The sequence below is a fragment of the Flagellimonas sp. HMM57 genome, assembly GCF_021390175.1.
Lineage (GTDB): Bacteria > Bacteroidota > Bacteroidia > Flavobacteriales > Flavobacteriaceae > Flagellimonas.
Window position 1 is genome coordinate 1990270 of sequence record NZ_CP090004.1, and the last position, 15490, is coordinate 2005759.

Consider the following 15490-nt stretch of genomic DNA (forward strand, 5'->3'; position numbering starts at 1 on the left):
CTAGAGTTATGACTCCAATTCTTTGGCAATCCAATCAAAGCTTTCTTCGATATTTGGAAACACTTGTTCTTGAGGAACCAAATCTGGAATGATACCAACTGAAGTCAGGATGTCCTTAGGTTGTTCTTTTAGTCCGGTAATAACAACCTTCATTCCTTTAAGGGTCAAATCCAAAACGGCATTTTCCAAAGCGTAAACCCCAGACTGATCTACATGTGGCACCCTATCCATTCGGAAAACTAAAATCTTTATTTCATTGCCAACGTTTTTGACCTGCTCTTGAAAATGGGAAGTAAATCCAAAAAATAAAGGGCCATACAAATGTTTGATATAGATTTGCTCCCTAAATTTCTGAGACAGGTCGGTTTCATCTTCCCATGGTTTTTCTCCATCAAAACCGGCCAATGTTCCCACTTGCATGCCTTTTTCACCAATATCACTTGCTCTCTTCATAAACAGTAGTGCTGCGAGTGTTACACCTATACCTACAGCTTGTATCAAACTGCCAAACGTTGTCCAAAGTAATACGATGAGAAGAACAGCAGCATCTGCCTTGGGAATGATCCTTAAATGTTTTAATCCCCTTTTGTCAATAATCTTAAAACCTATGGGAATCAAAATACCAGCCAATACTGCCAATGGGATAAATGCGGCAAGAGAGCTAAGACCCAACAGAACAGTTAATAAAAATGCCCCATGTAAAGCACCAGATAGTCTGGTACGGCCACCATTATTAATGTTGACAACCGTGCCTTTTGTAGCTCCGGCCCCAGGGATTCCTCCAATGAGCGCTGCAGCCATATTCCCAATACCCTGACCGATCAATTCGCGATTGCTGTTGTGCTTTGTTTTGGTCATGTTGTCTGCTATTACAGAAGTCAACAAAGAATCTATTGAGCCCAAAACGGCCAATACCATTCCATATTCCAATACCATAAAGTAGGCACTGCTGTCTACGCTAAATAAACCTTCCCATTGTAACGCTGGCAAACCAGATGGGATTTCACCAATGATGGGTACATCCCATTTGATGAAATAGGCAAAAATGGATACTCCTATCAATGCCACCAATGCACTTGGGATAGCTTTTGTAATCTTTGGAAAAATATAATAAATAAGAACGGTCAATCCGCCCAAGGCCAATGCTTGCCAGTTGAACTCTGCAAACATTCTGGGCAAATCCATAACAACTTTGATCGTGGACTTTGGCGAACCCAATCCAACAAATGGGAAGATTTGTAAAATGATGATAATCAACCCTACACCGCTCATAAAACCTGATATCACAGGATAAGGAAAATATTTGATGTAACCAGCAATATTGATCAGTCCAAAAATAATTTGTAAAGCACCTCCAACTAAAAAGCTCAACAGAATAATGCCCATGGCGTCTTGCAAGCTTCCTGCAACTTCGATTGCATTGGCAACCAATGCAGCGGATACTACGGTCATTGGACCTGTTGGGCCACTTGCTTGGGTAGCGGTACCCCCAAAGAGAGCCGCTAAAATACCAACAGCTATTGCTCCATATAACCCTGCTATGGCCCCTAATCCAGATTGTACTCCAAATGCAAGTGCTAGGGGCAATGCAACAACACCTGCTACGAGCCCTCCCGTAACATCACCTTTAAGATATTTTGAATTGTAAATTGATTTGATCATGGTTACAAAGTTGAATCCTAAAAATAGGAAGTAAAAAGGTCTCTTTCAAAGAAATTATTTTCTTTAAGGCACTTATTTAGAATAAAATATGCGTTTAGGTATTGTTGTTACAATGACTTTTCTTTTATTACCATGGTTTTCATGCTAAATAAAATAGTACTGTTCGAAAAATCTAGAGAGGAAGCGACCCTAAATGAAATAAGGTTTATAAAGAACTCTTGAACTGCTCTAAGAACCTAATATCGTTCTCACTCAACAAGCGGATGTCAGAAATTTGATGGAGCAACAATGCAATACGGTCAATACCCATACCAAATGCGAAACCAGAATAGACTTCTGGGTCAATATCACAATTCTGTAATACATTTGGGTCGACCATTCCACAACCCATAATTTCCAACCATCCGGTGCCCTTGGTCATTTTATAGTCCGTTTCTGTTTCAAGACCCCAATAGACATCAACTTCTGCGCTGGGTTCTGTAAAAGGAAAATAGGAAGGACGCAAGCGAATTTTTGACTTTCCGAACATCTCCGAAGTAAAATATTGGAGTGTTTGTTTTAAATCTGCGAACGAAACATCCTTATCGACGTACAAGCCTTCAACTTGATGAAAAAAGCAATGCGAACGTGCCGAAATTGCCTCGTTACGATAGACCCTCCCAGGAGAAATTGTTCGAATAGGCGGCTTGTTGTTTTCCATGTACCTAACCTGAACGGATGAGGTATGGGTGCGCAATAAAATATCTGGATCGGTCTGAATGAAAAACGTATCCTGCATATCCCGGGCAGGATGATATTCCGGTAAGTTCAATGCAGTGAAATTATGCCAGTCATCCTCAATTTCAGGACCTTCGGAGACATTAAAACCTATCCGTGAAAAAATATCGATAATTTGATTTTTTACTATTGATATTGGGTGTCTTGCACCAATTTCGATAGGTTCCCCAGGTCTTGTCAAGTCCCCGAACTTGCCATTTATTTCGGAACTGTTTTCGAGTGCTGTTTTTAGGGAATTTACCTTTTCTGTAGCTGTCCCTTTGAGTTGATTGATAACTTGACCGAATTCTTTTTTTTGTTCGTTTGGAACGTTTTTAAATTCAGCAAAGAATGTATTCAAAAGTCCTTTCTTCCCTAAATATTTAATTCGGAAAGCTTCTATTTCATCTTTTGAGGTCGAAGTGAATTGCTCCACTTCGCTCAAGTGTTCTTTTATTGTCTCAATCATGGTTGTCGCTCGTAGCGGACAAATTTAGCAAATTGTCCTTGAATATATAGGCTATGAGGCAATGAACTGCAACACCTCCAAAAAAGTGCCATAACCAGTGCGTTCCCATTTCAAAAATGGATTGTTTTAAATCGATACTTCTAAAGAAGATCGCTATACCAAATATTATAATAGCAAGAGCTACCCATTGTGCATGTACAAATTTGGTTTTAAAAAGATACCATATCAAAGGAACGATAACCGTCAGTGCAGTGATGATGTATCCAGTAGAGATACGAACCGCTTCTGGTATAGGGAGTATTCGCAAGCTAAAAGATAACCCAAAGATAATGAGCAAAAAAAGTACGCGCTGCCACGTTTTGGAAACTATTTTAAGGATAAAATAGATGACCATGGCCATACAGAGCAACATAATGGGCGCCCAGTCCAGTAATAGCCAAAACTCATGACTTCTTGTAGCATGATAAATTGTTCCCCCTATGTAGCTTATTGCAATCACAGGGAGTACTATGGCCAGAAAAAGATGTCTCTTTGGATTTTTATAAACCTTAGCGCCCCAATACCATAAGATAATAAGAAAAACAGTATTACTAAGTGTGTTGAAAGGTTCTGCAATAATTCCTCCTGCTAGGGTTTCCTTGTAAATCGGACCCGAATCATTGGGGAAATTTTGGAAAAAAAATAGAAATGGGACGACCATCGTAGAGGCGATTACCATGTTATGACAGAAAACCCAATCCGAAAAATTATAAATAAGTTACCTCACCGTTAGAGATATTGTACATGCCACCAACAATGATGATTTCTCCGTTTTCTTCCATTTCTTTGAGAACAGGGCTCTGGCGTCTTATGTTACCAATGGTAAGGGTTACATTTTTTTCAGCTACGGAATTCACAAAATCGATATTTTTGGAATTGCGCAGTGTCTGATCCTTGGGTTCAATAACTCCATCGACTGCGGGTTTTATTTTGCTAAGTAGAACTGTAAGATTACCCATTTTGGCATCATCGCAAGCACCTTTTACTGCTCCACAGCTCGTATGCCCCAAAACCACTATGATTTTGGTGCCTGCAAGTTTACAGGCAAACTCCATGCTGCCCAGAATATCTTCGTTTACAATATTACCGGCCACACGGGCGCTAAATATATCCCCTATACCTTGGTCAAAAATCAGTTCTGAAGAAACTCGGGAATCTATACAGCTCAAAATTGTTGCGAAGGGATATTGCCCCAATGCGGTTTCGGTTACCTGGGTCAATAAATCTCTATCCGCTTGTTTTTTTTCTATAAAGCGCTTATTGCCCTCTTTTAATAGTTCCCAAGCTTTATTGGGGTTAAGAGCATCTTGGGTTTGTTTAGTTTGCGTAATCATTTTCTATATTTTTTTGTGATTCTTTGTCCAATTTGAAAAACTTAATATAGCTTTCGGGGTTTTCTACTTCGCCTCTTTCTGAAACCAATTTTATGTTTATGTTCTTATTTCTGGCTTTCTCAGAGAAATCCTCTAAAATTTCAATGATATCGTTGTCCAAATAACGGGTTTTTCTAACGTCCAATTCAAGATATGAATTTTCAGGAAGACTATCCAATTCCTTCAAGATGGCACCTTTGTTAAAAAATGTTACTTCTTCAGCTAAGGTCATTTTAATTTTATGGACACCGTTACTTTTATCCTCAATATGGAGAAAGTGAGAGTTTTGATAACTCTTTATCAAGATAACTATGATTCCCACTCCCAGACCAAGACCGATTCCTACCAATAAATCTGTGAATACGATTCCGACTACGGTAACTACAAAAGGAACAAATTGCTTCCAACCCAGATGGTACATTTTTTTGAAGAGTCCAGGTTTGGCCAATTTATATCCAACAATAAACAAGATGGCTGCCAGTACGGACAAGGGAATCATATTCAATAATTTTGGAATAAGTACTACCGAAATCAATAGAAAAAAACCATGTATGATTGCTGAGGCCTTAGTCCTACCACCGGATTGGATATTTGCGGAACTTCTAACGATTACCTGGGTAACGGGCAAGCCACCAAGTAAACCGGATACGCTATTCCCTATCCCTTGTGCCAAAAGTTCTCTGTTCGTTGGTGTAGTTCTTTTGTAGGGATCCAATTTGTCAGTAGCTTCTACACATAACAACGTCTCTAAACTAGCAACCAGGGCAATAGTAAATGCCGTTATCCAAATTTCTGGATTACCGATTACACCAAAGTTTGGAAACCGTAAAAGGGTTTTAAAAGAGTCCATACTCTCGGGAATGGGAACGCTTACCAAATGTTCACTCGAGATTGCCAATTGCTCATTATTTTTAGTGAAGACAAAATATAGTATCCCTAAGACAACCGCGACTAAAGGTCCTTGAATTAATTTGAAGATCTTGGACTTTTTGCTCAATACTTGGTCCCATACTATTAAAATAATCAATGCAATTACCGCTATAAGCGTAGCGCCTGGGCTTATAAAGTTTATGGCATTCAGAATTTCGCTGAACGTATTTTCTCCATCTACTTGAAAAAATGAAAAATCTCCTTCGGGGTCTGAATCATAGCCAAAAAAGTGCGGAATTTGTTTTAGAATGATGATGATTCCTATACCGGTCAACATTCCCTTTATAACAGATGATGGGAAATAATAAGCGATGACACCCGCTTTTAAAATGCCAAAAATAATTTGAATGATCCCTCCTAGTACCACAGCGACCAGAAAGTTTTCAAAACCTCCCAAGGTACCTATCGCTGTTAAAACTATTGCGGCAAGACCAGCTGCGGGACCGCTCACCCCTATTTGTGAATTACTGAGTGCACCAACTAATATACCGCCAACAATTCCGGCAATAAGGCCAGAAAACAAGGGTGCTCCACTTGCCAGAGCAATACCAAGGCAAAGGGGAAGTGCTACAAAGAATACTACAATACTAGCCGGCAGGTCATTTTTTATATACTTGAACATAATATTAAACTGGATTGGTCTTCAAAACAAAGAATGGTTGAAGAGGATTAGAAACTAAAAAAATAATTTTAACTGAATGTCTTAGGAGGTGGGATTATAATATCAGTATTAAAATTGGAAGTTGGAAAAGTATGTCCAATATGATTTAGGTTTTTATTCTGAAGGAGAGTAAAATGGGATGACACATAATTGAGTAAGAACAAATCTTTTTCATCAAACTTCTTCTCAGACTCTTTTTCATGATTCTTTTCTTCCTCATTAGCATCTGCAAGAACGACAATATCATGTTTTTGGCTAAGCAAGGGCATAATGGATGGAGCCAAAATGGAGAATATCAGCAATAGCGCAATACAAGGAAATGAAATGGTTCTTAACACCAGGTTGCTTTTTACAAGAATAATAGTAAAGCTATTAATTTTTGTCGAACCTTGGCTAAAAATCTTTTAATAATCTTAGATTTTCGCTTGTCAACCAGCCTGTTTGCCCGTCCGTAAGCCTTATTTTTTTCCAATCTTCGAGTTCATCTAAAACATTGACCTTGGTTCCTTCATGAAGTGTAAATACGACTTCACTGTTGGTATTGGGCTCCGAAGTTATCTTGACTTCCGAACTGAAGATGATGGCGGGGTTATCCTTTTTAAAATCTTGATATTGGAGATATGCGATCAAAATACTGAAAAAACCAAGAATCAAAGCGATGACACTAGTAATGAAAGCAATTCGTTTCTGAGTTGCAAAACGCAAGAAAAAGTAAGCTAAATAAGCTAAAACAAATAGGAGAATCAAAGCAACTGCTAAATAGGACCACTGATCGAAGGATAGCATGTTCACAATACTGGAATATAGTGCTGCAATATCGGTTTTTGGGATTTCTTCGACTGCATCCAATCTCATATTCTCCGCATAAGCAAGGTTGTTAAGAATTTCGCTATCGTTTGGTTTTAACAACAGCGCCTTTTCATAATAATAGATGCTGGGGCCAATGGCATTTAGTTTGTAGTGGCAATTGCCCAAGTTGAAATAAAGTGAAGCCGAGTGCTCCCCGTTTTCCAATATTTGCTCATAGTTTTCTATAGCTTGGGTATATTCACCTTTGTTATAGTGTTCGGTAGCTCTTGTAAAACGGGCCTCGTTTTGGGATATTCCAAAGTAAACCGAAAATAGACAGATTAGTATGGCCAACTTTTTGATGCTCATAATTGTTTGTCCAATTTAGAGATTACTTCGCTTGCGCTGTCGTAATCATTCTTCATTTGAACATCTGAGAAGGGACTATAGCGCGCCATTTCACAGTTTTTGAGTAAACTTATGAATCCATCGATATCATCAGTGTCCACTTTCTTTTCGGTCAATATAGCTGTGATTTTTTCTTTACTGAATTCTGTAGTCTCAATCTTCAATTTAGCTTTTAGATAATTATGAAGCCCCTTTTCCAAAGCTACATAAAATGCCTCTTTGTTACCAAGCTCTTTTTTGGAGGTTGACAGATATTTTCTGGCAAGTTTGTTTGCTTGCTTTATTTTGTTGCCTATGACGTCACTGGCAATCGCTTCTCTTTTCTTGAAGGAGAACACAGCAATGGGAATCAATAACAATGGCAATAACAATAGAAGATAAAAATTGTTGGAACCAAAGAAATAGCGGGTTCCTATTTTACTAAGATTGGGATTCAGTTTTATAAAATGAAATTGCTTTCCCGTGGCGACCACAAATTGCTTGTTGCCGGATGTTGCTGCCGTATTGGAGGAGGAGTTCACAGGACCCTCCAAAACTTCAATATTGATTTCCTCTGAATTCAGCGTAACATATTTTGCTGTTTTTGGATTGAAGTAGCTAAAGGAAATACTGGGAATTGGATATTTTCCCCTGAATGAAGGAACTATGGTGTAATTATTGGCTACCTTTCCTTCCATTCCAGAAATCAGGGTACGTACACTCTCATCGTACTCAGGTTCGTAAACTTCAAGTGCGCTTGGTAGTTCGGGTTCTGGTAATTGAAATAATTTTAAGTTTCCTTTTCCAGATACTTCCACTTTTGCCTGTAACGATTCGGAGGCATTCAATCGTTTCTTGCTCGATGTTACCGAAAATTTAAAGTCTCCAACGGCACCTCCAAAATTAGCAGGTTTGCCTGCTTCTGGCAAAGCTTTTACATTTAATGTACGTCTGCCCGCAGAAACGGTTTTGCTTGTCTGGGTGTAAATACGTCCACCAAAAAAATCCCTTCTGTTGGTCGGAACATCTACAAAAATCTCAAGTGAAAGTGGTTCTATTTCCAAGCTTCCAAATTTTTGTGGATACAGCACCACTCTTTTTAGGACAACATAACGATACGGTTTTCCTTTATAGGTGCCATTTTGAGCACTATGTTTTGTTACAGGAATATCTTGGCTCCAGAAATTATTGTATTTAGGATTATCTAAAGGGCGATAATTGGTAACGCTGATGTTTGGGCTTACATAAAGTTTATATACAACGGTTACTGCTTCATTCAGGTATGGATTACCCTTGGACACTTCTGCAACAAGATGAAGGTTTTCATCCGCAACGTCATCCACGGTTTTCTGGTCGCTCGGCTTATCTACTGCCGCAGTGACTTCAACTGTTTTAGAAAGTGTTTTATAGGTTTCTCCGCCAATTTCTATAGTGGCCTGTTTTATTGTGAACTTGCCTCTGGCCGTAGGGATCAATATATAGGAATAAGACTTTGAATAACTGCGTTTACCATTGATCCAAGAGGAGCTTATGGATTGTGATGGTCCCATGACCACCTTGAAACCTTCAAAAGAGGGAGGCTTAAAATTATCTCCGTCCTTGTTCATGGTAAAATCCACTCGCAAGCGCTCATTTATCCCCAGTTTTTCCTTGCTGAGCTTTACCTCAAAAGTAACCTCATTTTCTTGACCATAGGGATAGAGCTCCGCAAACGGGGAGATATTCAAAAGGATAATAAAACAGTACCATGTCTTAATCATCACCAGTCCTTCTCGTTTTTAATTTTCTTGCCCTTCACTTTTTTCGCCTCCATTTTTTCTTGTACTTTCTTTTCCTCGTTCTGCATGGCTTCTAGCAGATTCTGAATTTGTTGCTTAGAAAGTTGATTGGGTCTTGGTTGTTGTTTTTGTTCTTGGGGTTGGTCGCCTTCATTTGGCTTTTTCTTTTGCTCTTCTTTCTTATCTCCTTCACCTTCTTTATTCTCTTCGGGCTTGTTTTCCCCTTTATCTCCTTCATCGCCGTCATCTTTGTTCTCATCTTCATTTTGGTCCCCTTCATTTTCTTTATCATTCTCCCCCTTATCGTCCTGATCCTGATTTTTGTCTTTCTGGTCTTCCTCGTTCTTTTTGTCCTTATCGTCTTGGTTTTGGTCGTTCTTTTGTTCGTCCTGTTGCTTTTTTAGCATTTCTTTAGCTAAGGCCAGATTGTAACGGGTTTCCTCATCAGTCGGGTTATTTCTAAGGGCCTCCTTGTAAGCTTCCACTGCTTTTTGGTATTCCTTGTTTTTCATGAACACATTGCCCATATTGTGGTAGGACTTGTGTTTTTCAGGTTTGGATTCTGCCGTCTCGCCTGCTTGTTTAAATCTACCAAAAGCTTCTTGATAGTTTTCCCTATTGTAGTAGGCATTACCTAGATTAAAAGGCGCAACAGCATTTTCACCGCTTTTGGAAATAGCTTTTCTATAGTCTGCTTCAGCGGTTATAAAATCATTTTTGGTAAGCTCCTTATTTGCTTCCCAAGTAAGGTTTTTCGAAGCTCTAAGCGATTCTTCAGCCTCTTTTTCTGCGATTTCGTCCTGTGCCTTCAACGTTATCGTTGTCAAAAGCAATAGACTTAATAGTAATCTTATCTTATACATCATCATGCTCATTAAAAAGATTTAGTTTTTTCAACCATTTTGTTTTTCTGTCCAAAATGAAGATATCCAAAAATAAAAATAATAGACCTATGCCCAAGAACCATTGAAATTGGTCTTTGTATTCTGCAAACTGTTTGGCCTCAAATTCTTTTTTGTCCATTTGGTCCAATTGTTCTTTGATCAAGTCTACTGCATTTTCTGTATTGGAACCATCTATGTATTCTCCGTTTCCTTGGTCGGCTATTTCTGATAAAATTGTCTCGTTCAGTTTTGTAATGACAACTTCACCTTGCGAGTCTTTTTTTAAACTTTCGACAACTCCTTTTCGTTTGATGGGTATTGGGGCACCTTTTGGTTTTCCGACACCTATGGTGAAAATACGGATACCGCTTTCCGATGCAGACTCTACGGCATCCAAAGTATTGCTTTCTGAATGATCCTCTCCATCAGAAACAATAAATAGGACCCTATTGGTTTGCTCGGAATCATCATAATAGGTGCTTGCCAAATCTATAGCAGCGTTTATCGCCGTTCCTTGGGAAGACAACATATCGGTATTCATACTTTGCAAGAACATTTTTGCCGCTCCGTAATCCGTTGTAATGGGCAATTGTGGGTAGGCTTGTCCTGCATAGGCTATAATTCCTATACGGTCACTCGCCAACTGGTTGATGATTTCCGAAATGAGCCTTTTTGCTTTTTCCAATCGGTTTGGCGCAATATCTTCGGCCAGCATACTTTTAGAAACATCCAAGGCAAAAACAATGTCCACGCCTTCACGTTTTACGGTCTCCAGTTTTGTGCCAATTTTAGGATTTACAAGCGCAATAATTAAAAAAGTAAGGCCCAATGAAAGGAAAAGAAGTTTTAAGGCCGATTTTAATTTTGATTTATTCGGGGCCAATCGTTTTAGTAACTTTTGCTCTGCAAATTGACGTTGCGTCCTTTTTTTCCAGATTTGAAGAAAGAAGAATGCTAGAACGATTACTGGAACAATGGCCAGTAAGTAGAAATATATTTTTTCGTCGAGCTGAATCATTCTTTTTTAAATAAAGCTTTTAAAAATTGAGTTTCGCAATGCCCATTCCAATAATAGCAAAGCTCCTGCCAATAATATTAATGGTCTAAATTTTTCTTCGTATTTGTAGTATTTGAACTCCTCTATCTCGGTCTTCTCCAGTTTATTGATTTCGTCGTAAATCGCTTCGAGCTTTTCATTATCCGTTGCCCTAAAATATTTGCCCCCTGTTGCAGTTGCGATTTCCTGTAATAACTTCTCATCTATTTCCACTTGGCGCATTCCGTACCTAAAAGTTCCATCTGCATTATAGGCAATTGGAGATAGAGCATTACCATTGGTGCCAAGTCCTATCGTATAGGTCTTTATACCAAACTCAATGGCCAGGTCTGCAGCAGTGTTCGGTTCAATAAAGCCAGAATTATTGACTCCGTCTGTTAAGAGAATAATAACTTTGCTTATCGCCTTACTTTCCTTTAATCGGTTTACCGAAGTGGCCAATCCCATGCCTATAGCGGTGCCATCTTCGAGTTCTCCATAGGTAATTTCCTTTAGGGCACGCAAAACAATCGATTTGTCACTTGTAATAGGAGTCTTGGTATAACTTTCACCTGCATAGCCCACCAAACCGATACGATCATTGGGGCGTTGCTTAATAAATTCTCCTGCAACTTCTTTTAGTGCAGATAGTCTGTTCGGTTTTAAATCGCGGGCCAACATACTTGACGATACATCTATCGCCATAACAATGTCGATTCCCTTGGTTGTCTTGGTCCTGGTAGAAATATCCTCGGTCTGTGGTCTTGCCAATGCCATTACAATAGCTGCAAGTGCTAAAAGACGAAGTACAAAAAGTACAGGCCTTAACTTTGAAACCAAATTATCAACGGTGAATCCTTTTATACTGGAAATTTTTAAGGATGCGACCTGGTCTTTGCGTTTAAAAAAATACCATAGCAAAGCCACTGGAAGCAAAAGCAGCAACCAAAAAAACTCCGGATTTGCAAATTCTATATTCTTAAACATTTATGTCTGTGTTTTTACGTCAATAGTTTGTAAAATTCTTTCAACAATTTTTTCTGAATATTTATCATTTCCCATCCAAAAGATTTCCACTTGTTGCATAAAACCAGTTCCTCCAAAGTTTAGAAGAATATAATTGGCTTTAGGGAGTTCACCCAAAACAGGTAATGTAAAACTTCCGGTTCCATAGGTCTTTAAACCTGGGACTCCTGATTTAGTAGTAAATCCTTCCTGTTTAACAACAATATTTTTAGCTCCTTGAGATTCTAGATTTTTTAGATAAAACTGAACTGTTTTTTCAAAATTTGGTTCTACGCCCTCTAAAAAAACAGTTGATGAAGTTCTAATACTTACTAATCCAACAGTACTACCATAATAGAAGGTACTAATTTCTTTTAGTTGTTTTCTAATTTCAGGGGTAATCATAGACTCATCCCTAATAAGAACTTTAGGTGTTTCCAAAAAAACAGGGGGATATCCATATGAGCTTGTCACCCATTCTCCTTCCAATAACTCTTTAGTAGGGTGACCCAAAACGGTATCCTTGACTTCCTTCAATCCAAAATAGGCTACTAAAAAAAATGTTCCGATAATTAGGACGCCTCCGAAAATAGCTGCTGCCCAATAGATTTTCTTGCGTTGTTTTTTCTTAGCAAGTTCTTCTAGATACTCTTCCGTTTGAAGTAACTCTTCCTCGGTGGGCTCAGGCAAAGCTTCATGTGTTTTTACCACTATTTGCTCAACTGTTATTCTATTTTGTTCAGCTACGGATGTAGAAGGTTTTGATTTGGCGAATTTCACCAAATCAGCAGTCTGTAATATGTTCTTAAACTGTATAAGTGTTGTATCGTCCAATTTTAGGTTGCCAGCATCCTTGAGCATTTCCAATTTGGCGATTAATTGTCCTGTGGTACTTTCCAGAGCAGAAACATTTACATCTTCTTCCAAATAGGAACGCACGATATTCGTTAGTTCTGAATAATACTTTTTATACTCATCCTGTATAAGATACCTTGAATTTTCTAGTTTTTTGAGTTCCAGTAGTGCACGGTCATAAGGTGGCAACAATGCTTCTTTTTCTTCTTCTGTTAAAGGTTTCTTCCTCAAAAAGAACCAATAAAGTAAACCACTTATTATAGCTAATACCAGAATTATCCAAAGTACCGTTTTCCAGACATTGGCATAGCTCTTTTCAACCTGGATCAAAGGCTTTATGTCAAACATCTTCTGCTTGGTGGTATCCACTGCGACATCGGTTACTTTTATGCGAAAGGAATCGGTTAGGAAAGGTTGTTCGTTGATAGCTATCCGCTGCTGCGGAATGGTATATGCGCCACTATCAAATTGGGTAAGTGCGTATACACGTTGAAGAATCACTTTGTTTTTGTTCTTTACCGTATCCATCATTATAGCATCAACGGTTTCCAAAGGCGAAAAGGTTTGTCCCTCTGGAAAATGAACGATGTCCGTTGAGTCTGTCTCTACTGTGATTTTATACTGTATCTGTTCTCCAATTTTGATGTTCGTAGTATCAATTTCGGCATTGACTTTAGAACTTTCTTGAGCAGGGAGTTCTTGGGAAGTAAGAAATGCGAATAAGAAAGTCCCAAGCATCGAGAGCCAAGATTTTTGGATGCCGTATAGGTTGCACTTTGTATTTCGTATTTCGAACTTCATTTACCCTCTTCGTTTAAAATAACCCAACAGTTTTCTTACATAGCTTTCGTCTACTCTACAGTTTATAACACCACAACCCGATTTGGTGAATGAATCCAAAAAATAGTCTACTTTTTCTTTATGGAATTGCCCGTAAGCGTTACGTACTTTTTTAGATCGCGTATTGACCAATTGTAGTACCCCGGTTTCGGCGTCTTGCATTTGTACGATGCCTAGATTTGGAATGGCTTCTTCACGTTCATCAAAAACCCGTATCCCCGTTACGTCGTGCTTATTACCAATAATGCGAAGTGTATTGTTATAATCGTCAGCAATAAAATCCGATAGCATAAAAACTATAGCTTTCTTCTTCATTACGTTGGTGAGGAATTTTAGCGCTTGGGCTATATTGGTCTGGCTACTTTTCGGTGTGAATTCCAAAAGCTCACGAATAATACGCAGAACATGGCTTTTTCCTTTTTTTGGTGGAATGAATAGTTCTACTTCATCTGAAAATAAAATCAAACCCACTTTATCATTGTTTTGAAGCGCAGAAAAAGCTAAGGTTGCCGATATTTCTGTAACAACTCCTTTTTTAAACTGATTCGTTGTTCCAAAAAGCTCAGAGCCACTAACGTCGACCATCAACATCATGGTGAGTTCCCGTTCTTCTTCAAAAACTTTTACGTAGGGCTCATTATAACGGGCGGTTACGTTCCAATCGATACTTCTTACATCGTCCCCAAATTGGTACTGCCGTACTTCGCTAAAGGTCATACCCCTACCTTTAAAGGTAGAATGGTATTCCCCACCAAAAATATGGTCGGAAAGACGTCTTGTCTTTATTTCAATTTTACGGACTTTTTTAAGTAGCTCTTTTGTATCCATTTATAAGTAAACAGTGTTTAGCCGTCAGTATTTAGCGGTGGAAGGTTATTTAAAACCACCAACTACAACTGTCAACTGTAGACTTTTCTAGGGTACTTCTACCTCGTTGACAATCTTGTTTATGATTTCTTCGGAAGTGACGTTCTCAGCTTCGGCCTCATAGGTTATTCCGATACGGTGCCGCAATACATCGTGCACAACAGCTCTAACATCTTCCGGAACGACATATCCTCTTCTCTTAATGAATGCATAGCATTTGGAGGCATTTGCCAAATTGATACTTCCCCTTGGAGAAGCACCAAAACTGATCAGGGGTTTAAGATTTTCAAGATTGTATTTTTCTGGATAACGGGTAGCGAATACCAAATCCAATATATATTTTTCTATTTTCTCGTCCATATAGACCTCACGCACTGCTTGCTGCGCACTCAAAATCTGCTTTAAGGTAACCACGGGTTTTATGGGTTCGTTGGCTCCCTTTAGATTTTGGCGCATGATGAGTTGTTCCTCATTGAGCTTGGGGTAATCTATAACGGTCTTGAGCATAAAACGGTCAACCTGCGCTTCGGGCAAAGGGTATGTTCCTTCTTGCTCAACTGGGTTTTGCGTTGCCATAACCAGGAAAGGGGCTTCTAATTTAAACGTCTCGTCCCCAATGGTAACCTGTCGTTCCTGCATGGCTTCCAGTAATGCTGACTGTACTTTTGCAGGAGCTCTGTTGATTTCATCCGCTAGAACGAAATTTGCGAAAATTGGACCTTTTTTTATGGAGAAATCATTCTCTTTCATGTTGTAAATCAAAGTTCCAACAACATCCGCAGGTAAAAGATCAGGCGTGAACTGAATTCTACTAAAATCTCCTTTTACCGCTTTTGCCAAAGTATTGATGGCCAAAGTTTTTGCAAGACCCGGAACACCTTCCAATAGGATATGCCCTCTGCCCAAAAGACCGATAAGCAATCGCTCCACCATATGTCTTTGACCAACAATGGCTTTGTTCATTTCCAGGGTGAGCAAATCAATGAATGCACTTTCCTTGGCAATTTTCTCATTCACAGCACTAATATCTATAGTAGTGTTTTCTTCCATAGGAACTTTTAAAAATATTGTGTTAATGTATGTGTTTATTCTAAGAAGTGCAAAATGAAAATTAATTTAAAATCCGTCTGTTAATTAATGGTTAAAAAAAACGCCAAAG

14 protein-coding genes are annotated in these 15490 nt (G+C 38.8%); all 14 read right to left on the reverse strand.

Annotated features, from left to right (window positions below):
- Nucleotides 1-6: 6 nt before the first annotated feature.
- The gene (locus LV716_RS08795) at nt 7-1662 is read right to left on the reverse strand and encodes a SulP family inorganic anion transporter (RefSeq protein WP_163417372.1); all 1656 of its coding nucleotides are present in this window, start codon (nt 1660-1662) and stop codon (nt 7-9) included.
- Between the two features lie 205 nt (nt 1663-1867).
- Entirely contained in the window at nt 1868-2887 is a 1020-nt protein-coding gene (gene pheS / locus LV716_RS08800) for a phenylalanine--tRNA ligase subunit alpha (protein ID WP_163417373.1), read from the reverse strand.
- Nucleotides 2880-3605, reverse strand: coding sequence for a ceramidase (locus LV716_RS08805; RefSeq protein WP_233759265.1), 726 nt, complete (start codon nt 3603-3605; stop codon nt 2880-2882). The genes pheS and LV716_RS08805 overlap by 8 nt, the downstream gene beginning before the upstream one ends.
- Nucleotides 3606-3633: 28 nt before the next feature.
- Nucleotides 3634-4260: a carbonic anhydrase family protein gene (locus LV716_RS08810; RefSeq protein WP_163417374.1), complete on the reverse strand. Its 627-nt coding sequence runs from the start codon at nt 4258-4260 to the stop codon at nt 3634-3636.
- On the reverse strand, nt 4244-5851 hold the full coding sequence (locus tag LV716_RS08815; RefSeq protein WP_163417375.1) for a SulP family inorganic anion transporter: 1608 nt from the start codon (nt 5849-5851) through the stop codon (nt 4244-4246). The genes LV716_RS08810 and LV716_RS08815 overlap by 17 nt, the downstream gene beginning before the upstream one ends.
- Before the next feature lie 68 nt (nt 5852-5919).
- Nucleotides 5920-6228: a hypothetical protein gene (locus LV716_RS08820; protein WP_163417376.1), complete on the reverse strand. Its 309-nt coding sequence runs from the start codon at nt 6226-6228 to the stop codon at nt 5920-5922.
- Nucleotides 6229-6283: 55 nt separating this feature from the next.
- A complete protein-coding gene (locus LV716_RS08825; protein WP_163417377.1) occupies nt 6284-7048 on the reverse strand; it encodes an SH3 domain-containing protein in 765 nt (254 codons plus the stop codon).
- Nucleotides 7045-8826, reverse strand: a complete 1782-nt coding sequence (locus LV716_RS08830; RefSeq protein WP_163417905.1) for a BatD family protein — start codon at nt 8824-8826, stop codon at nt 7045-7047. The genes LV716_RS08825 and LV716_RS08830 overlap by 4 nt, the downstream gene beginning before the upstream one ends.
- The gene (locus tag LV716_RS08835) at nt 8826-9707 is read right to left on the reverse strand and encodes a tetratricopeptide repeat protein (protein ID WP_163417904.1); all 882 of its coding nucleotides are present in this window, start codon (nt 9705-9707) and stop codon (nt 8826-8828) included. Before LV716_RS08835 ends, LV716_RS08830 begins: the two co-directional genes overlap by 1 nt.
- The gene (locus tag LV716_RS08840) at nt 9700-10746 is read right to left on the reverse strand and encodes a VWA domain-containing protein (RefSeq protein ID WP_163417378.1); all 1047 of its coding nucleotides are present in this window, start codon (nt 10744-10746) and stop codon (nt 9700-9702) included. The genes LV716_RS08835 and LV716_RS08840 overlap by 8 nt, the downstream gene beginning before the upstream one ends.
- A 6-nt stretch (nt 10747-10752) precedes the next feature.
- A complete protein-coding gene (locus tag LV716_RS08845; RefSeq protein WP_163417379.1) occupies nt 10753-11751 on the reverse strand; it encodes a VWA domain-containing protein in 999 nt (332 codons plus the stop codon).
- Nucleotides 11752-13425 carry a BatD family protein gene (locus LV716_RS08850; protein ID WP_233759266.1) on the reverse strand — a complete coding sequence of 558 codons (1674 nt, stop codon included), beginning with the start codon at nt 13423-13425 and terminating at the stop codon, nt 11752-11754. It abuts the gene before it with no gap.
- Nucleotides 13426-14292, reverse strand: a complete 867-nt coding sequence (locus LV716_RS08855; RefSeq protein ID WP_163417380.1) for a DUF58 domain-containing protein — start codon at nt 14290-14292, stop codon at nt 13426-13428.
- 87 nt (nt 14293-14379) lie between these two features.
- Complete coding sequence (locus LV716_RS08860) at nt 14380-15381, reverse strand: MoxR family ATPase (RefSeq protein ID WP_163417381.1); 1002 nt, start codon at nt 15379-15381, stop codon at nt 14380-14382.
- Between the last annotated feature and the right edge of the window lie 109 nt (nt 15382-15490).

Coding starts and splice junctions, on each gene's coding strand:
- LV716_RS08795 (WP_163417372.1), bottom strand. CDS start 1,662: ATGATCAAATCAATTTACAATTCAAAATATCTTAAAGGTGATGTTACG.
- pheS (WP_163417373.1), bottom strand. CDS start 2,887: ATGATTGAGACAATAAAAGAACACTTGAGCGAAGTGGAGCAATTCACT.
- LV716_RS08805 (WP_233759265.1), bottom strand. CDS start 3,605: ATGGTAATCGCCTCTACGATGGTCGTCCCATTTCTATTTTTTTTCCAA.
- LV716_RS08810 (WP_163417374.1), bottom strand. CDS start 4,260: ATGATTACGCAAACTAAACAAACCCAAGATGCTCTTAACCCCAATAAA.
- LV716_RS08815 (WP_163417375.1), bottom strand. CDS start 5,851: ATGTTCAAGTATATAAAAAATGACCTGCCGGCTAGTATTGTAGTATTC.
- LV716_RS08825 (WP_163417377.1), bottom strand. CDS start 7,048: ATGAGCATCAAAAAGTTGGCCATACTAATCTGTCTATTTTCGGTTTAC.
- LV716_RS08830 (WP_163417905.1), bottom strand. CDS start 8,826: ATGATTAAGACATGGTACTGTTTTATTATCCTTTTGAATATCTCCCCG.
- LV716_RS08835 (WP_163417904.1), bottom strand. CDS start 9,707: ATGTATAAGATAAGATTACTATTAAGTCTATTGCTTTTGACAACGATA.
- LV716_RS08840 (WP_163417378.1), bottom strand. CDS start 10,746: ATGATTCAGCTCGACGAAAAAATATATTTCTACTTACTGGCCATTGTT.
- LV716_RS08845 (WP_163417379.1), bottom strand. CDS start 11,751: ATGTTTAAGAATATAGAATTTGCAAATCCGGAGTTTTTTTGGTTGCTG.
- LV716_RS08850 (WP_233759266.1), bottom strand. CDS start 13,425: ATGAAGTTCGAAATACGAAATACAAAGTGCAACCTATACGGCATCCAA.
- LV716_RS08855 (WP_163417380.1), bottom strand. CDS start 14,292: ATGGATACAAAAGAGCTACTTAAAAAAGTCCGTAAAATTGAAATAAAG.
- LV716_RS08860 (WP_163417381.1), bottom strand. CDS start 15,381: ATGGAAGAAAACACTACTATAGATATTAGTGCTGTGAATGAGAAAATT.